At 42.4% G+C, this 17,779-nt stretch carries 15 protein-coding genes and 5 tRNA genes; 6 read left to right on the top strand and 14 right to left on the bottom strand.

Annotation, left to right across the window (positions count from 1 at the left end):
- Nucleotides 1–27 precede the first annotated feature (27 nt).
- The 5 genes from L1077_RS01385 to L1077_RS01365 are packed head-to-tail and all read left to right on the top strand — an operon-like array spanning nt 28 to nt 5,272.
- Complete coding sequence (locus L1077_RS01385; RefSeq protein WP_237135502.1) at nt 28–1,608, top strand: ABC transporter substrate-binding protein; 1,581 nt, start codon at nt 28–30, stop codon at nt 1,606–1,608.
- Complete coding sequence (locus tag L1077_RS01380; protein WP_237135501.1) at nt 1,605–2,639, top strand: ABC transporter permease; 1,035 nt, start codon at nt 1,605–1,607, stop codon at nt 2,637–2,639. The genes L1077_RS01385 and L1077_RS01380 overlap by 4 nt, the downstream gene beginning before the upstream one ends.
- Entirely contained in the window at nt 2,626–3,519 is an 894-nt protein-coding gene (locus L1077_RS01375) for an ABC transporter permease subunit (protein WP_237135280.1), read from the top strand. Before L1077_RS01380 ends, L1077_RS01375 begins: the two co-directional genes overlap by 14 nt.
- Nucleotides 3,519–4,526: a peptide ABC transporter ATP-binding protein gene (locus tag L1077_RS01370; protein ID WP_237135279.1), complete on the top strand. Its 1,008-nt coding sequence runs from the start codon at nt 3,519–3,521 to the stop codon at nt 4,524–4,526. Before L1077_RS01375 ends, L1077_RS01370 begins: the two co-directional genes overlap by 1 nt.
- Nucleotides 4,511–5,272, top strand: coding sequence for an ATP-binding cassette domain-containing protein (locus L1077_RS01365; RefSeq protein WP_237135278.1), 762 nt, complete (start codon nt 4,511–4,513; stop codon nt 5,270–5,272). Before L1077_RS01370 ends, L1077_RS01365 begins: the two co-directional genes overlap by 16 nt.
- A 71-nt stretch (nt 5,273–5,343) precedes the next feature.
- Here the strand turns inward: L1077_RS01365 and L1077_RS01360 are convergent, their stop codons facing one another.
- The 11 genes from L1077_RS01360 to L1077_RS01310 all read right to left on the bottom strand — a co-directional run bounded on the left by L1077_RS01360 (nt 5,344) and on the right by L1077_RS01310 (nt 14,790).
- Nucleotides 5,344–7,257: a SurA N-terminal domain-containing protein gene (locus L1077_RS01360; RefSeq protein WP_237135277.1), complete on the bottom strand. Its 1,914-nt coding sequence runs from the start codon at nt 7,255–7,257 to the stop codon at nt 5,344–5,346.
- A 159-nt stretch (nt 7,258–7,416) separates the two neighbouring features.
- Complete coding sequence (gene hupB / locus L1077_RS01355) at nt 7,417–7,689, bottom strand: nucleoid-associated protein HU-beta (protein WP_039608493.1); 273 nt, start codon at nt 7,687–7,689, stop codon at nt 7,417–7,419.
- A gap of 209 nt (nt 7,690–7,898) precedes the next feature.
- Nucleotides 7,899–10,268, bottom strand: a complete 2,370-nt coding sequence (gene lon / locus L1077_RS01350; protein WP_237135276.1) for an endopeptidase La — start codon at nt 10,266–10,268, stop codon at nt 7,899–7,901.
- A gap of 122 nt (nt 10,269–10,390) precedes the next feature.
- Complete coding sequence (gene clpX / locus L1077_RS01345; protein ID WP_237135275.1) at nt 10,391–11,674, bottom strand: ATP-dependent protease ATP-binding subunit ClpX; 1,284 nt, start codon at nt 11,672–11,674, stop codon at nt 10,391–10,393.
- A 232-nt stretch (nt 11,675–11,906) separates the two neighbouring features.
- Nucleotides 11,907–12,515, bottom strand: coding sequence for an ATP-dependent Clp endopeptidase proteolytic subunit ClpP (clpP, locus tag L1077_RS01340; RefSeq protein WP_063360399.1), 609 nt, complete (start codon nt 12,513–12,515; stop codon nt 11,907–11,909).
- Between the two features lie 189 nt (nt 12,516–12,704).
- Nucleotides 12,705–14,012: a trigger factor gene (gene tig / locus L1077_RS01335; RefSeq protein ID WP_237135274.1), complete on the bottom strand. Its 1,308-nt coding sequence runs from the start codon at nt 14,010–14,012 to the stop codon at nt 12,705–12,707.
- Nucleotides 14,013–14,286: 274 nt separating this feature from the next.
- Nucleotides 14,287–14,363, bottom strand: a tRNA-Pro gene (locus L1077_RS01330).
- A gap of 22 nt (nt 14,364–14,385) precedes the next feature.
- Nucleotides 14,386–14,462, bottom strand: a tRNA-Pro gene (locus L1077_RS01325).
- 21 nt (nt 14,463–14,483) lie between these two features.
- A tRNA-His gene (locus tag L1077_RS01320) sits at nt 14,484–14,559 on the bottom strand.
- Between the two features lie 28 nt (nt 14,560–14,587).
- Nucleotides 14,588–14,664: transfer RNA gene (locus L1077_RS01315), tRNA-Arg, on the bottom strand.
- 49 nt (nt 14,665–14,713) lie between these two features.
- Nucleotides 14,714–14,790, bottom strand: a tRNA-Pro gene (locus tag L1077_RS01310).
- Between the two features lie 391 nt (nt 14,791–15,181).
- On the opposite strand from L1077_RS01310, the gene folD reads away from it, so the two are divergent.
- The gene (gene folD / locus L1077_RS01305; RefSeq protein ID WP_237135273.1) at nt 15,182–16,036 is read left to right on the top strand and encodes a bifunctional methylenetetrahydrofolate dehydrogenase/methenyltetrahydrofolate cyclohydrolase FolD; all 855 of its coding nucleotides are present in this window, start codon (nt 15,182–15,184) and stop codon (nt 16,034–16,036) included.
- 19 nt (nt 16,037–16,055) lie between these two features.
- Here folD and L1077_RS01300 read toward each other — a convergent pair whose 3' ends face one another.
- From L1077_RS01300 to L1077_RS01290, 3 genes are all read right to left on the bottom strand, one after another.
- Nucleotides 16,056–16,469, bottom strand: coding sequence for a hypothetical protein (locus L1077_RS01300; protein WP_237135272.1), 414 nt, complete (start codon nt 16,467–16,469; stop codon nt 16,056–16,058).
- 118 nt (nt 16,470–16,587) lie between these two features.
- Nucleotides 16,588–16,869: a hypothetical protein gene (locus L1077_RS01295; RefSeq protein ID WP_237135271.1), complete on the bottom strand. Its 282-nt coding sequence runs from the start codon at nt 16,867–16,869 to the stop codon at nt 16,588–16,590.
- A gap of 118 nt (nt 16,870–16,987) precedes the next feature.
- Nucleotides 16,988–17,446 (bottom strand): RidA family protein, encoded by a 459-nt coding sequence (locus L1077_RS01290; protein WP_237135270.1) that lies wholly within the window; start codon nt 17,444–17,446, stop codon nt 16,988–16,990.
- Nucleotides 17,447–17,779 lie beyond the last annotated feature (333 nt).

Genomic DNA, 17,779 nt, shown 5'->3' with positions numbered 1-17,779 from the left:
GAGGCCGTTTTTGCCGCAGCTACAACCATGTTTGTATCTGCGTGTGGAGACGTGCCGGATGCGAAACAGACAAATAAAACCCAAGGCATCGTCTATTGCGCTGAAGCAAATCCAGTCTCCTTTAACCCACAAGTCACAACAACTGGCTCAACCATAGATATCATCGCTAACCAACTATATAACTCTTTAATCAGTATCGACCCTGTCACAGCAGAATTTAAGCCTGAATTGGCAACAGAGTGGTTGATCAGCGATGACGGTAAAAAAATTACTTTCAAACTTAGAAAAGACGTACAATTTCACAGCACTGATTATTTTACTCCCACTCGTACCATGAATGCGGACGATGTGATCTTCTCTTTCAGTCGCCTATTTGACGTCTACAACCCTTATCACTTTGTGCAAGATGCCAATTACCCTTACTTTCAAAGTGTGGGGATGGACCAGTTGATCAGAAAAATTGTCAAAGTAGATGATTATAGTGTCCGGTTTGAGCTCTTCAGTGCTGAAAGTAGCCTACTATCGAATATTGCCACTGATTTTGCCGTGATCTTATCTGAAGAGTATGCAATGTTGCGGGCATCCCAAGACAAGAAGCATTTATTTGATTCCTTACCTATTGGGACAGGTCCGTATAAATATAAGCACTTTTTAAGAGATAACTTGGTACGCTTCCACAAACACGACGGCTATTGGAAACACGATTATGCCGTCGATCAGCTGGTTTATGACATCACCACTAACAATACAACACGCATAGCCAAAATGCTCACCAAAGAATGTGATATTACCTCGCATCCAAGTGCAACACAGCTAGAAGCATTATCTCAAAGGCAAGATATTGTGGTTGATCAGGCCGTAAACTTAAATGTGGGTTACTGGGCATTTAATACTGAAAAGCCGCCTTTTGATAATGTGCTGGTTAGAAAAGCGCTCGCGCACAGTATCGACTTTGATAAAATCATGCAGGCCGTTTTTTATGGGAATGGTATTGCTGCACAGTCTATTCTTCCTCCCTCTTCATGGGCGTTTACTGAACAAGCGATGCCTTATTACAACCCAAAAGTAGCTAAACAATATTTATCGGAAGCGGGTTACCCTGATGGGTTCGAAATGACACTCTGGGCCATGCCTGTATCGCGTATATATAACCCCAATGCACGAAAAATGGCCGAGCTCATTCAAAGCGATCTTCGCCAAATCGGGATCAGAACACGTATTGTTGAGTATGAGTGGAATACATTTATTGAACGGATTGGTCAACATGAACATGACAGCGTTTTATTAGGATGGGCTGCTGATACGCCAGATCCTGACAACTTTTTTAGCCCACTATTGAGCTGTACAGCCACATTTACGGGTAAGAACCCAGCCAACTGGTGTAACCCCGAATTCGACCTTTTATTAACTCAAGCGTTAGATACCAACGACCTCAAAATGCGTAAATTTTATTATCAGCAAGCTCAAGAAATGTTAATAGAAGAGCTCCCATTAGTCCCAATTGCCCATGGGGTTAGATTTCAGGCGCGTAGTGCTGAAATCGCAGGTGCTGAGTTAAGGCCTTTCGGCGGTGTTTCACTAGCCAATGTCAGAAAGGAAGTTAAATAATGTTGGATTATCTTTTCAGACGTTTAAGCCTATTACTCTTTATGCTGTTTGCGCTTACTGCGTTTACATTTAGCTTGAACTATTTGTTTCCAGGTGATCTGCTCACCAATTTTAGTGGCCAAGTCAATACCAGTTTTAGTCAATCACAAATGCTTGAAGAGAAATATCATATTGATGACAATGTCCTTGTGCAGTATGGCGCTTTTGTTAGCCGCTTATTTCAAGGTGACTGGGGAGTATCACTTTCTTCAGGGCAAACTGTCGCTTCACATGTTGCACTGCTGCTGCCTGCAACACTAGAATTATGCTTTTATGCTTTGGTAGTCGCCATTTTACTTGGGATTCCAGCAGGGATCATTACCAGCGCTTATCATAAAAAATGGCCGGACAAAGTTATTAGTACACTCACACTGCTTGGCTTTTCTATCCCTGTGTTTTGGCTGGCGCTATTGCTCATCATGGTATTTTGTCTTGGTTTTGGCTGGTTCCCAATGTCGGGTCGCATTGGCTTACTATATGAAATTCCAGCCGTTACTAATTTTATTCTATTAGATATCTGGTTACTTGGCTTTCCATACGGCGGACAGGCTTTTCTTGATGCACTTCATCACCTTGCATTACCAACAGTCGTACTAGCGATGTATCCTACAACTGTACTGACCAGGTTTACCAGAGACTCGATGCTCAATGTACTAGAACAAAATTATATAAAGACAGCCAGAGCAAAAGGGCTGAACCGCAGACAAATTATATTAGATCATGCGCTACGTAATGCGCTCTTACCTGTTATTAAACAGATTGGTTTGCAATTTAGTACGCTCATTACGCTCGCTATGGTGACCGAAGTCATTTTTTCTTGGCCCGGTGTTGGACGTTGGTTGATAGACAGTATTTATCAACGCGATTACCCTGCAATTCAGGGCGGTTTACTCGCAGTCTCCATGTTCGTTATTTTTGCCAATATGCTCGCTGATTTAACCCATTCCTTACTCGACCCTGTATCTAGGAACCAATCTCATGGCAAAGTTTAGCTTATACAGTGAAGAGTCAAACCGCTCACCACTCTCAAGGCTGTGGAGAAATTTCAAAGCTAATCATCTTGCCTTGCTCGGATTATGGATGTTTATTGGTTTAACCTTGTTAGCTACAACAGCGCCGTTACTAGCACCTTATGGTATAGATCAACAGCACAGTAATGCGCTGCTTTTACCTCCATCATGGCACGATGACGGAGATGTACATTTTATTTTAGGTACGGATGATTTAGGGCGTGATGTCCTTTCACGGCTGATGAATGGCGCAACTTATACGTTTGGATTGTCCATTGTTGCGGCGCTAGTTACAACGATATTTGGGGTTATACTAGGTACTTTAGCTGGGATCAATAAAGGGTTTAAATCGAGTATATTAAACCACTTACTTGATATTACGCTCGCCATTCCTTCACTACTACTCGCAATAATTATCATCGCCATCTTGGGACCAGGCTTACTCAATACGGTATGGGCTATTATTCTAGCGCTGCTACCACAGCATATTCACTCTATTAGAAACCTCGTCGTTGAGGAGCTAAATAAAGATTATATCGGCGCATATAGGCTAGATGGTGCCAGCCGAGGTCAAATTTTATTTAGAGGAGTATTTCCAAATATTTACGAACATATCGTGGTGATTTTCACTTTGGCATTATCAACTGCTATTTTGGATATCGCAGCACTGGGTTTTTTGAAGCTAGGCGCCCAACCGCCAACGACTGAATGGGGCGCCATGTTGGCTGAAAATTTAGGGCTTATTTACCTCGCGCCATGGACTGTTGGCCTGCCTGGTGCGCTATTGTTTTTATCAGTATTAGCCACTAATCTTGTAGGTGATGGGCTAAGAAAAGCACTCCAAGCAAGAAAGGCAACCTAATGCAACTACTTGATATTAAAAACCTCACGATAGAGCTGCCTACTGAAGATGGAGTCATTCGTGCTGTAGACAAGGTTAACCTGAGCCTTAAAGAAGGTGAGGTGCATGCACTTGTCGGTGAGTCGGGTTCAGGGAAAAGCTTAATTGCAAAAGCAATTGTCGGTGTCCTCAACGAACGCTGGCGGATCACAGCTGACCGAATGCACTGGCGTGGCGTTGACTTAATGCGCTTAAGCCCTGAAAAGCGACGCAAAGTTGTTGGCCGAGATATGGCAATGATTTATCAAGAGCCTAGAAGAAGTCTAGATCCGACCGCTAAAATCTTTGAACAGGTCGCCGAGTCGCTGCCCGATGAGTGTTTCAAAGCAGGCTTTTTTGGTCGTAAAAAAGAGCGCAAAGTTAAAGTTAAAGCCTTATTACACAAAGTTGGTATTCGAGATGATGAGCGAATATCTAGTAGTTACCCTCATGAATTATCAGAAGGTGTGTGTCAAAAAGTCATGATAGCCATGGCCATTGCTAGAAACCCTCAATTGCTTATCGCAGATGAACCAACTACTGCACTTGAAAGTACCACGCGCGCACAAGTATTTAGGCTGCTAAAAAGTCTGAATCAACTTAAAAACATGTCTATATTAATGATTTCCCACGAATTAGAAGAAATCACACAATGGTCTCATGCTATTCATGTTCTGTACTGTGGGCAAATGGTGGAAGCCGGACCGACAAAAAAAGTGTTTACCGACCCTTACCACCCCTATACCCAGGCGCTGGTAAAATCACTCCCTGATTATGCACATGGACTAGGACACAAAGCTCCCTTTTACGCACTAAAAGGCACAATCCCTCCTTTGCAACATCTACCTATAGGGTGCAGGTTAGGGCCTCGTTGTCCACAAGCACAAAGAGAATGTGTGGCAACCCCTGTGCTAGTGAAATCACATGGACACTCTTATGCATGTCACTTTCCACTCAATAGAGAGAAGAAAAAATGCAACCCGTGCTAAAAGTACAAGCACTTAGCAAAACGTTTAAAACTCGTTCAGGTATTTTTAAACGAGATAAAGTAAAAGTCTTAAAGAATATTTCATTTGCGGTATTACCTGGACAAACATTGGCTGTCATTGGTGAAACGGGCTCAGGTAAAAGTACCCTTGCCAAGGTACTGGCGGGCGCAGAAGAGGCTGACTCTGGGCAGATCCTATTAAACGGAGATATGATTGTCGACGATGGCGCATCAAAACGGGAATGCCATCATATTCGACTTATTTTCCAAGACCCGACTCGTTCTCTCAACCCGGGTCTCACTATTGGTGAAATGCTGGATGATTGCTTGCGCTTTAATACCAAGCTCACCCAGACACAACGAGACAAAAAGATTGAACTCACTTTATCCCGTGTAGGGCTGCTCTCAGAGCACTATGAATATTACCCACATATGTTTAGCGGCGGTCAGCTGCAGCGCGTTGCGCTTGCCAGAGCCCTCATTTTAGACCCAAAAGTCGTTGTGTTAGATGAAGCATTATCATCACTAGACCCCTCTGTCCGAGCGCAAATTGTAAACCTGTTATTAAAGCTTCAAGAAGAAACAGATTTAACCTATGTATTAATCACTCACCATCTAAGTTTAGTAAAGCATATGAGTGATAAATTACTGGTACTAAATAATGGCGAGGCCGTGGAGTATGGTTGCTGCGATACCATCTTTAAGCGTCCACAGTCTAAGGAAATGAAAAAGCTACTTGCTGTATAAGTAAAACCGCCATAGCGATAGATATAAAAAAACCACCAAAAGGTGGTTTTTTATATCTCAAAAGTAAAATCTTAATTTTCTTCTGTGACTTCAAAAGAGCTTGGCTTTACAATTTCAGCAGTACCTTCTAACGCACTTAGTAACGCAAGGTAGTTTTTATTCACCTGCGCACGCGTCACGCTTTGTTTCTGCTGAGGTTCAAGCTCATCAGTGACTTCTGCAAGGTTAACCGCTTTAACTACTAGTAATGCAGCATCACCGTTATTCAGCTCAACCATTGCTTTAGACGAAGCGCCTTCATCCGGGTGAGGCATTTTAAATGCTTTACTAACAAGCGCTGGTGAAACAGCATAAGTTTGACGCGCAAGGGCAGCCTCTGATTTCACTTCAAGCGACTCTGACGCAGCAATATCAGAAAGAGATTGACCTTCCTCTAACTGTGCAAACAACGTATGTGCTTTGTCTTTTGCTAGCTCAGATGCTTTATCATTTTCTAAACGCGCTGTAATTTGCTCTGTTACTTCTTCAAGTGACTTAACAGCAGCAGGCCTGTGCTCAACCACACGAACAACAACAACGTGTTCAGGTGCAACTTCTATAACTTCTGAGTTTACGCCGTCTTCAAGCAGCTCTGGTGTAAAAATAACACGAGAAACAGCTGGCTGATTTAGAGGTGCTGGAAGTAAGTTACGTGCAACCAACTCAGTCGTTTTAACTTCAAGATTTGCTGCAACTGCTGCATCATCAAGCGTATCTGCCACTTCAAATGCCAACTCACGTACTTCTTCTTGCTTACCATAGAATGCATCAATTTTTGCATTTTGCTCCAGCTCAGCACGCAGCTCTGCAGCCATTTCTTCAAATGCTGTTACTTCCTGTGCTTGAAGATCTGTTAATTGGATAATATGAAAACCGAATTCAGACTCAACCACTTCTGAGTAATCACCCACATTTGCTAGTGCAAATGCAGCAGCTTCAAACTCGGGGTCCATCATATCGCGCTCGATCCAATCTAGGTCACCACCTAATTCGCCACTGGCTACGTCATCTGAATGCTCTTGAGCAAGTTCCGCGAAATCAGCACCGCTCTGTAGTTGCGAGTATAAATCTTGTGCTTTTGCTTTTGCAGCCTCTGCATCCTCGATGCCTTCAACTAGAATATGTGAAACACGGCGTCTCTCTTCTTCTAAGTACTGAGCTTGGTTTTCATCGTAGTAAGCTCGTACTTGCTCATCTGTCACAGGGTCAACCAGCTCCATATCTGATGCTTTTAGCTCAATATAATTCAGTGCAACCTGTTCAGGTGACATGAATTGGTCTTGGTTTAAGTCGTAGTAATCTTTGATCTCTGACTCTGTTACAGTGACTTGTGACTTAAGTTTCTCTTTGTCTAAGACGATATAATCTACGTCTCTTGTCTGCTGCTGTAGAATCAAGGTTTGCTTTACTTCGCTATCAAGTGCAAAGTCAGATCCTGCAATCGCTGAAACGAGCTGATCACGCGTCATTTCTTCACGAAGGTACTCACGGAAGTCATCAGGTTGGAAATTCATCTGTCTGATCAACTGTAAGTAACGGTCGTTACTAAATTGACCACCGATCTGGAAGTAAGGCATATCGAATATCGCTTGCTTGATTTGTGCGTCACTAACACGAAGCCCAAGTTCAATTGCAAGCTGATTTTGTAATTCTTGCTGTACTAAGCGGTCAACCACGCCTTGGCGGATCTGCGCCATATATGTTGGATCAGAAGCGATTTGTTCGAAGTATTCTCCAAACTGCTGCTCTAATCTACCACGCTCGTTTTCGAACGCTCTCGCAAAGTCTAATTGCGAAATTTTAACACCATTGACTTCTGCAACTGGTTGCTCTGTGGTTTGACCTAGGTAACCACCGATCCCTGCCAGCGCAAAAGACAAGATAACCGCACCAAGAACGATCTTGGCAGCAAGGCCCTGAGAGCCCTCTCTAATCTTTTCAAGCATTTGTTCTATCTCTTATCTAAGTCAAAGCACCAAGGTACTTTGCATCAGTTAGCTCATGTAAAAAAAGCGTATCTTACCAGATACGCTTTTTATTCTGAAGCTTATGCGTCCAATTACATCTACTTAACAATAGTGTAAGTGTAAAATATAAGCTCTATCTTAGTTAACCGCGTCTTTTAGAGCTTTACCAGCTTTAAAAGCAGGGATGTTAGCAGCAGCAATATCAATTGCAGCACCCGTTTGAGGGTTGCGGCCTGTGCGTGCAGCGCGTTCACGAACAGAAAAAGTACCAAAGCCTACAAGAGCAACTGAGTCGCCTTCTTTTAGCGCAGCGGTTACTGACTCAATGAATGAATCCAGTGCACGACCAGCAGCGGCCTTAGAAATATCAGCATCAGCTGCGATTTGATCGATTAATTGAGATTTATTCACAATATCATCCTCTTACATTGTTATTATCAAGAGCGATGGTGTTTTAAAACTAACATCACTTTTGTTGTTAACTACGAAAAATCTTTCGATTCTCTATTGCTTAAATGTATTACAGCCTAGAAACTACGGGGCTTCCCGTGCCCTAGGCCTAAATCCAGTGCTTAACTTAGCACACCAACGGGATTTGAAAACCCTTTTTATCGACTTTTTTAAGCTTTCACAGCAGTTTTTTGCGTTTCAACAGAAAAACTGTCCACTGGTTGAGCAAGTGCAATTGATAAAACGTCTTCAATCCAAGTAACTGGGTGGATTTCGAGCCCTTCTAAAACATTATCAGGGATCTCTTTTAAGTCGCGTTCATTCTTTTTAGGAATGACCACCGTCTTAATACCACCACGATGCGCAGCCAATAGTTTTTCTTTCAAACCGCCAATTGGCAATACTTCACCACGTAAAGTGATCTCACCAGTCATAGCTACATCACTTCTTACTGGGTTGCCAGTGAGACTTGAAACTAAACCTGTGACCATCGCAATACCGGCACTTGGACCATCTTTTGGTGTCGCCCCCTCAGGCACGTGCACATGGATATCACGCTTTTCGTAGAAATCATCGTTAATGCGCAGCTTATCAGCACGGTTTCTCACTACGGTCATTGCTGCCTGGATAGACTCTTGCATCACATCACCAAGTGATCCCGTATAAGATAACTTGCCTTTACCTGGCACAGCTGCACTTTCAATTGTCAGTAGATCGCCGCCCACTTCTGTCCATGCTAAGCCAGTCACTTGACCGACACGGTCGCCATCTTCTGCTTTACCGTAATCAAAACGCTGCACACCAAGGAAACTTTCCAAATTGTCTGCGTTAATCACAACCTGTTTTTGGTCTTTGTCTAACAGAATGGTTTTTACTGCTTTACGACACAACTTAGACATTTCACGCTCTAGATTACGTACACCCGCTTCACGTGTGTAGTATCTAATAGTATTAATAATAGCGCTGTCTTCTATTTCAATTTCACCCGCTTTTAAGCCATTGCGCTTAATTTGCTTGGGAATTAGGTGCTGCTTAGAAATATTCAGCTTTTCATCTTCGGTGTAACCAGATAGACGAATAACTTCCATACGGTCTAATAGTGGACCTGGGATGTTAAAGCTATTGGATGTTGCAACGAACATCACGTCAGATAAGTCGTATTCAACTTCAAGGTAATGATCAGCAAAACTACTGTTTTGCTCAGGGTCTAATACTTCTAATAATGCAGAAGCTGGATCGCCGCGCATATCCGAAGACATTTTGTCGATTTCATCAAGTAAGAATAATGGGTTTTTAACACCCACCTTACTCATGCTCTGGATCAATTTACCCGGCATCGAGCCAATATACGTACGACGGTGACCGCGGATTTCAGCTTCATCACGTACGCCACCCAAGGCCATACGCACATATTTACGACCCGTAGAGCGTGCAATAGACTGACCAAGACTGGTTTTACCAACACCAGGAGGACCAACTAAACACAAAATAGGGCCTTTAAGTTTATTGGTACGTTGCTGAACTGCCAAATACTCAATAATGCGCTCTTTGACTTTGTCTAAGCCATAATGATCCGAGTCTAAAATTTTCTGTGCATTCGCTAAGTCTTTTTTCACTTTAGAACGCTTTTTCCAAGGCACATTGATGAGCGTGTCAATATAAGAGCGGACCACAGTGGCCTCAGCCGACATTGGCGACATCATTTTAAGTTTATTTAACTCTGAAGTAGCTTTTTCTTCTGCTTCTTTTGGCATCTGAGCTTCGCTGATGCGGTTTTTGAGTGTCTCAAACTCATCAGGCACATCATCTAGTTCGCCAAGCTCTTTTTGAATGGCTTTCATCTGCTCGTTGAGGTAATACTCACGCTGTGACTTTTCCATTTGCTTTTTCACACGAGAGCGAATTTTCTTCTCAACTTGAAGTAAGTCTATTTCACCTTCCATCAATGCCATTAAGTATTCAAGGCGTTCAGTGACGTTGTATAGCTCAAGTACTTTTTGCTTTTCAGGCACTTTTATCGGCATATGCGCAGCCATAGTATCAGCCAAACGTGCCGTTTCATCTATACCAGATACAGAGGTCAGTACTTCAGGCGGGATTTTTTTATTGAGTTTTACATACCCTTCAAACTGACTCACTGCACTGCGAATAAAAATGTCTTGTTCTTGCTCAGCAATATTCTCAGATGCGATAAATTGCGCATTCGCTAAGAAATATTCATCAGTCACCAAAAACTCATCGATTCTTGCTCTTTGCGTGCCTTCAACAAGCACCTTTACAGTGCCATCTGGCAGCTTCAGCAGTTGTAATACTGTAGCAACGGTACCAACATCATAAATATCGTCTGTACTTGGATCATCGATGGAGGCTTCTTTTTGAGCCACTAAAAAAATTTGCTTGTCATTTTCCATTGCAGCTTCAAGACATCTAATAGATTTCTCTCTGCCAACGAATAGCGGGATCACCATATGAGGGTAAACCACTACATCACGCAGTGCTAACACTGGAATTTCGACTCGATCCGTTCTCTCAAGCGTCATTATGTTCTCTTTGCACTTCATTTATTTTTAAGATTACAGAGGTATATGGGGATGCCCTCTATAAAGTTCAACTCTTGGACAAAAAAAGGAGCACTAGGCTCCTTTTCTAACTTACTGACATATCATTCAGATGCAGCTTTATCTTGGCCACTATTTTCGTAAATTAAAATGGGATCTGACTCCCCTTTAATAACGGTTTCGTCAATAACAACCTTGCTAACATCTTCAACTGAAGGTAACTCGTACATGGTTTCTAAAAGCACAGCTTCCACAATCGAGCGTAGTCCACGGGCACCTGTTTTACGCTCCATTGCTTTATGTGCAATGGCCTTTAGTGCATCTTCACGGAATTCAAGTTCAACGCCTTCCATTTTAAACAAGGCACCGTATTGTTTTGTCAACGCGTTCTTCGGCTCATTTAAAATCTGTATCAACGCGTCTTCGTCAAGTTCAGTTAAAGTAGCAACAACAGGTAGACGTCCGATAAACTCTGGAATTAAGCCATATTTTACTAAATCCTCAGGTTCAACGTCTTTAAATGTTTCGCTTAGCGTACGCTCGCTGTCAGAACTTTTCACTTCTGCACCAAAACCAATACCCGTGTTAGTATGGCTGCGCTGCTCAATAACTTTATCAAGACCCGCAAACGCCCCCCCACAGATAAATAAGATTTTAGATGTATCGACTTGCAAAAACTCTTGCTGTGGATGCTTACGACCACCTTGTGGTGGCACTGATGCCACAGTACCTTCAATCAGCTTAAGTAACGCTTGCTGAACACCTTCACCCGAGACGTCTCTAGTAATAGATGGGTTATCAGACTTACGTGAAATTTTATCTATTTCATCGATATAAACGATACCGCGTTGTGCTTTCTCGACATCATAATCACACTTTTGCAAGAGCTTTTGAATGATGTTTTCAACGTCTTCGCCTACATAACCCGCTTCAGTTAACGTCGTTGCATCAGCCATAGTAAATGGCACGTCAAGCAATCTAGCCAGTGTTTCTGCTAGTAATGTTTTACCACTACCAGTAGGGCCGATTAACAAGATATTACTTTTACCAAGCTCTACATCGGCTTTGATACCTTGATTTTTTAAACGTTTATAATGGTTATAAACTGCAACAGACAATACTTTCTTTGCATGTTCTTGACCGATAACATAGTCATCTAAGTGATTACGGATCTCTTTAGGCACCGGCAGTTTATCAGACGCATCATGCTGCGGCGCGATATCCTTGATCTCTTCTCTAATGATGTCGTTACACAGTTCGACGCATTCATCGCAAATGTATACTGATGGACCAGCAATTAATTTACGTACTTCGTGCTGACTCTTACCACAAAATGAGCAGTACAAGAGTTTGCTATTCTTGTCGCCGTCTGTAGGAGTGTCTGACATTCAACTACCTCTTAAATTTGGTGAGTTATCTTTTGATTTGATAACACAATACATGCTTTAACTATACCAAATAAACTTTCAGTTGGCATAACTAAGCTAAAGCAAAGTGTCGCTGTTCGGTCAAAAGCAGCGGCATTACACCTAAAGTAAGTCACTTGGACATCCTTAAGATATAGATCCAAGTTTCATTATTTCAAGGTGTAATTATTCACCTTTCTTTAGCTTTTAATTTTTATCGGCTCGTATGAACCGCATCAACCAAACCGTAATCGACTGCTTCTTGTGCATTCATAAAGTTATCACGGTCAGTATCATTGGCAAGCACCTCATAAGGTTGCCCTGTATGCTCAGCCATTAACCTGTTCAATTTCTCTTTAATTGTTAGAATTTCTTTGGCATGAATTTCAAAGTCAGATGCTTGACCTTGGAAACCACCTAGCGGTTGGTGGATCATCACACGCGAGTTTGGCAGACAGTAACGTTTGCCTTTTGCACCGCCAGACAGCAAAAATGCGCCCATACTGGCAGCTTGTCCTACACAGACAGTGCTCACATCAGGTTTGATAAAGTTCATTGTGTCGTAAATTGACATACCCGCGGTTACAGAACCACCTGGTGAGTTAATGTATAAGAAAATATCTTTATCAGGGCTTTCTGATTCTAAAAACAGCATCTGCGCCACAATTAAATTGGCCATATGGTCTTCAACTTGACCAGTTAAGAAAATAATTCTTTCTTTTAACAGGCGCGAGTAAATATCGTAAGAGCGCTCGCCTTTTGCTGTTTGTTCAACAACCATAGGCACTAAGGCGTTTAGAGGATCTATCATACCGTCATTCATATTATTGGTTCCTTTATATGCGAGGCAGGCTTGCCGCGATATTCAAGCATCGCTACTTGAACGGGCCTTAAATTATTATCGCTAATAACGAAAAAGGCTCGCAGCGCTGCATTTAACAGAGCATTACGAGCCATTTAAGCGTTAGCTTAGCTGTAAGTCAATGCTTTCCTCAAAGACGAGGTAAGAAACTTACTCTGCAGCTTGCTGTGGGTTCATGATGTCGTCGAAAGATTTCTCAACATCAGTAACCGTTGCGCTTGAAAGTACAGCTTCAACAGCTTGCTCTTCCATTGCAACATTACGCATTTGCTGCATTAATTGATCATTTTCTTTGTAGTAGTTAACTACTTCTGAAGGATCTTCGTATGCAGAAGCAACAGTTTCAATTAGAGACTCAACTTTTGCATCATCAACTTTGATGTCGTTTGCCTTGATCACTTCACCAAGAAGCAGACCAGTCTTAACACGTGTTACAGCTTGCTCATGGAAAAGCTCAGCTGGAAGCTCAGGCATGTTTTTAGCATCGCCGCCAAAACGCTGTGCAGCTTGTTGACGAAGTGCATCGATTTCTTGATCGATAAGTGCTTTAGGCACTTCAACTTCATTTGTGTCTAAAAGGCCTTTGATCGCTTGCTCTTTAACCTGAGCTTTAACAGCTTGGTCAAGTTCACGAGTCATGTTCTTCTTAACTTCTTCTTTAAGTGCGTCAACGCCACCTTCAGCAACACCAAACTTAGTAGCAAACTCATCGCTTAGCTCAGGCAGCTCTTGAGCTTCAACTTTCTTCACAGTGATAGTGAATTGAGCTGGCTTACCTTTTAGGTTTTCAGCGTGGTACTCTTCAGGGAAAGTTACATCAGCAACCACTTCTTCGCCTGCTTTTTTACCTACGATGCCATCTTCAAAACCAGGGATCATACGACCTTGACCAAGTTCTAGAGGGAAGTCTTCAGCTTTACCGCCTTCAAACTCTTCACCGTCAACAGTACCTAGGAAGTCAACAGTTACGCGATCATTTTCGCCTGCAGCTGCATCTACTTCAGTCCAAGTAGCGTGCTGCTTACGAAGTGTCTCAAGCATGTTAGCAAGATCACCTTCAGTTACTTCAACAACTGGCTTTTCAACAGCTACTTTATCTAGGTCTTTAATTTCTACTTCTGGGTAAACTTCAAAAGTCGCTTCAAATTCTAGATCTTTACCAGCTTCAAGTGATTTAGGAGCAAAGCTCGGTGCACCTGCTGGGTTAATTTTTTCAGAAACGATTGCTTCAATGTAGTTACGCTGCATAAGGTCGCCAGCAACTTCTTGACGTACTGCCGCACCGTAGCGCTTGTTGATCACAGAAACTGGTACTTTACCAGGACGGAAACCGTCAATACGTTGTGTTTTAGACAGTTGTTGTAAGCGTTTTTTTACTTCAGTCTCAACGTTCTCTGCAGGAACGGTGATAGTCAGACGGCGCTCAAGGCCTTGAGTCGTCTCAACAGAAACTTGCATGATATACCTCAATTTTCATTTTTGGCGGCAACGCGCCTTCCTTCACAAACAAGTCGATATTAACGTGCAATCGGAAGTAATGCATATGCTGCATTTACTGACAACCAATTACATATCGAACTTGCTGCCTGCCCCATCAGGGCACTATGTTAAACAATAGACGCGGCATTATAACCTATAAAACGGGAGAGTCGAGCAATCAGAACAAATAAATAATAGGAAAACGAACAGTGATTAAGATAGGTAAAAAAATAAGATAAATTAGAAGGGGAGATGGTCGGCGATGCAGGATTTGAACCTGCGACCCCTTGGACCCAAACCAAGTGCGCTACCAAGCTGCGCTAATCGCCGATAATATATATTTTAAGAAAAGTGGTCGGCGATGCAGGATTTGAACCTGCGACCCCTTGGACCCAAACCAAGTGCGCTACCAAGCTGCGCTAATCGCCGATGTATTTTATGAGTAGTAGATGGGGCGACTGATGGGGCTCGAACCCACGACAACCGGAATCACAATCCAGGGCTCTACCAACTGAGCTACAGCCGCCACTACATACTTGTGGACTTTATTTAAATGGCGCACCCGGAAGGATTCGAACCTTCGACCCACGGCTTAGAAGGCCGTTGCTCTATCCAGCTGAGCTACGGGCGCAACACAAACAACACTTGTGTGCTATCCACCCACTTTCTCAAGGAGAAAGTGGTCGGCGATGCAGGATTTGAACCTGCGACCCCTTGGACCCAAACCAAGTGCGCTACCAAGCTGCGCTAATCGCCGATTTTGTTACTTAACTTAAAGTGTTTTGTTTAACACCCCTCGTTGGCAACGGGGTGCATAATAGGGTTTTGAGTTGTTGAGGTCAAACATTTTTTTTATAAATTCGTTCAACTGCCTATTTTTGACACAAAAGGACTAAAAAGCAGCTAAAAAAGACAAAAAACACTCAACACTGACCATGACTTATATTAATGCACGCATATATTCACGCAATCTTGCTTGGCTAATTAGCTCAAGTTTGCGAAAATATAGACAATACAGTAGGCCAGCCAAATAAAAGCGACGTTATCGTTGCTAACTACAGCAGCCACTGTGCATATTATTACTAGAGTAACCCCATTTAGGCTCTATAATCGTTCAAGTTAATAACCCCTATATATAAAGGTCACCCATGACGGCAAACATCATTGATGGCAAAGCAATTGCGAAACAGGTTCGCAGCACAGTCGCAACACGTGTTGAACAGCGCGTATCACAAGGACTCAGAGCACCAGGATTAGCAGTAGTACTTGTCGGACAAGACCCTGCTAGCCAAGTATATGTTGGCTCAAAGCGCAAGGCATGTGAAGAAGTCGGCTTTGTTTCTAAATCATACGACTTGCCAAGTGACGCAAGTGAAACACAGTTACTTGATTTAGTAGATAATCTTAATGCAGACCCAGAAGTTGATGGCATTTTAGTGCAACTTCCTTTACCTGCAGGACTTGATGCAGAGAAAATCCTTGAACGTATTCATCCTCATAAAGATGTCGATGGCTTTCACCCTTATAATGTAGGAAGACTTGCACAAAGAATGCCTGCACTGAGACCTTGTACGCCAAAAGGCATTATTACTTTACTAGACTCAACCGGTGTTCGTTACAAAGGCATGCATGCCGTTGTTGTTGGTGCCTCAAATATTGTTGGCAGGCCTATGTCCTTAGAGCTACTGCTTGCAGGCTGTACCACAACGGTTTGTCATAAATTTACACAAGATCTTGAGTCACATGTTCGCCGCGCCGATCTACTCGTTGTTGCGGTAGGCAAACCTGAATTCATTCCTGGTGAGTGGGTAAAAGAAGGTGCAATTGTTATTGACGTAGGTATTAACCGCTTAGAATCAGGAAAACTTGTTGGTGACGTGCAATACGATGTTGCAGAGCAAAAAGCCAGCTTTATTACACCAGTACCAGGCGGTGTCGGTCCAATGACTGTGGCGAGCCTAATTGAAAATACATTGGAAGCGTGCGAAAACTATCACAGCTAATGTATTGGGGCACTCACACTTAAGGGTGCTCCACTTTCACTCCTTCTTCATCTTCTTCACCCCCTCCTCGTCTATACTCTTTCGCTAACATCTCTTGCAAAGCGGACATTTGCTTTTCAAATTCTTTTTGATCAATTTCACCAGACTCAAGCCTTGCCATCAACTCTTGCATTTTTGACTCTATTTCTTTGATCTTATCTTCATTCACCCCGATACGATTAAACATCATTGATTGACGAGCTTTTGCTAAGAAGCTGTCATTTAATCGAGAGACTGAAAGATCTTTTTGTCTTAATGATTGAGATAATTCCGAGCCTGTACTGTGGCTAGTCATTTCTTTAGCAAACTCTTGAGGTTCGCCCTCTTTTGATTTGGGCCCTTTTGCTTGCGTGAATTCGGTGGGAGTAACTGAGGCGCTTTTATGTAATAACATTGTCTTCTCCTTAAATTGTGGCAAATATACTCCTCTACCACAAATTAAAAGCAAGCAACGCGCCAAGTTGAGGGTAGTAAACAACTTGGCCTGTCACATTTAGCGCCTGGAACCTAAATTATCTACACGTAGACTTAATAATTTCTTGCTGTGCTTCTTGTGCCTTTATATCGCTATTTGTAATAGCAACAGCATGATCGACTTTGGCATTTTTACACTTTTCTGTTAGCTCTTTATTCATCAAATAAACTTTATCTTTTTGCGACTGCACAACCCCTTCAACACCTTGGTATTCTGTACGTTCTTCTGGGGCTGCACCTTTATCAAAAGACTCACCTTCATTAACCTTACATCCGGTTAAAAGCAGTGCAATTAAACCAATACCAAAAGCAAATTTCATTATCTTCAACTCCTTATTTATTGCTTGGAACGCAAAAATAACATGCACTCTAAGATTAACAAAGCGTTAAACAGATAAACAAAACGAGGAACAAGCCGAACATTTAATACTGCCGATATTATCTTGGTATTGCCGCCATACACTCCACTTCTACTCGAGCACCTAATGCTAGCCCACTGGTTGCAAAAGCACTTCGCGCTGGATAAGGTTTTGAAAAGTACTTTGTATATACCGCATTGAATTTAGGCCACTCACTTATATCAGCAAGCATAATCGTACACTTCACAATATTTTGCATCGATAAACCATGCGCTTCTAAGCTTGCTTGAATGTTTTCCATGGTTTGCTTACTTTCACCGGTAATACCACCTTTCACCAGCTGCGTTGTCCCGGGTTGAATGCCAATTTGACCAGATAAGTACACCATATCATTTACCCGTACCGCCTCTGAAAATGGCAAATTATGACCTGCGGGTAAAACAGCATAAGAGTTTAAGTGCTCAACCTGCTTGTTAGGTTTAGCGATGCCATGGCCCGCTGCAGCCAAAAAAGTTAAAGCAATTATTTTTTCCTTCATCACACTCTTCCGTCTAAAACACAATACCTCAAAAATACCACTGTTCATAAAAAAACCAAGAAAATATTTCTGAGTAAATACAGCGATTAACTCACTCTACATAGTCAAATTATCATCGCTTAAGAACGAAAGGAGACTTAACAAAGGAACACGTTATAAATATCAATATAAAGATAGGAACTTAAGTCACTAAAACATCGCACGCTCTCATGCTCAAACACCGGAATAATACAGCTAGTTATCGTACTAAAAAAGGATAGAGCATCACGAAATATATCACGCCAACCACCTGACCATACGTATTGCTACAAACAAAAAAGGAGCACTCAGTGC

Source organism: Pseudoalteromonas luteoviolacea, assembly GCF_021654285.1.
Taxonomy (GTDB): domain Bacteria; phylum Pseudomonadota; class Gammaproteobacteria; order Enterobacterales; family Alteromonadaceae; genus Pseudoalteromonas; species Pseudoalteromonas luteoviolacea_J.
This window is presented reverse-complemented; position numbering and strand designations above follow the sequence as displayed.

What these genes read in the sequence shown, in the direction of transcription:
- L1077_RS01290 (WP_237135270.1), bottom strand. Translation starts at nt 17,446, where the DNA reads ATGAAGGAAAAAATAATTGCTTTAACTTTTTTGGCTGCAGCGGGCCAT.
- clpP (WP_063360399.1), bottom strand. Translation starts at nt 12,515, where the DNA reads ATGAATGACGGTATGATAGATCCTCTAAACGCCTTAGTGCCTATGGTT.
- tig (WP_237135274.1), bottom strand. Translation starts at nt 14,012, where the DNA reads ATGCAAGTTTCTGTTGAGACGACTCAAGGCCTTGAGCGCCGTCTGACT.
- L1077_RS01300 (WP_237135272.1), bottom strand. Translation starts at nt 16,469, where the DNA reads ATGTTATTACATAAAAGCGCCTCAGTTACTCCCACCGAATTCACGCAA.
- L1077_RS01370 (WP_237135279.1), top strand. Translation starts at nt 3,519, where the DNA reads ATGCAACTACTTGATATTAAAAACCTCACGATAGAGCTGCCTACTGAA.
- lon (WP_237135276.1), bottom strand. Translation starts at nt 10,268, where the DNA reads ATGACGCTTGAGAGAACGGATCGAGTCGAAATTCCAGTGTTAGCACTG.
- clpX (WP_237135275.1), bottom strand. Translation starts at nt 11,674, where the DNA reads ATGTCAGACACTCCTACAGACGGCGACAAGAATAGCAAACTCTTGTAC.
- L1077_RS01295 (WP_237135271.1), bottom strand. Translation starts at nt 16,869, where the DNA reads ATGAAATTTGCTTTTGGTATTGGTTTAATTGCACTGCTTTTAACCGGA.
- L1077_RS01375 (WP_237135280.1), top strand. Translation starts at nt 2,626, where the DNA reads ATGGCAAAGTTTAGCTTATACAGTGAAGAGTCAAACCGCTCACCACTC.
- L1077_RS01385 (WP_237135502.1), top strand. Translation starts at nt 28, where the DNA reads ATGTTTGTATCTGCGTGTGGAGACGTGCCGGATGCGAAACAGACAAAT.
- folD (WP_237135273.1), top strand. Translation starts at nt 15,182, where the DNA reads ATGACGGCAAACATCATTGATGGCAAAGCAATTGCGAAACAGGTTCGC.
- L1077_RS01365 (WP_237135278.1), top strand. Translation starts at nt 4,511, where the DNA reads ATGCAACCCGTGCTAAAAGTACAAGCACTTAGCAAAACGTTTAAAACT.
- L1077_RS01360 (WP_237135277.1), bottom strand. Translation starts at nt 7,257, where the DNA reads ATGCTTGAAAAGATTAGAGAGGGCTCTCAGGGCCTTGCTGCCAAGATC.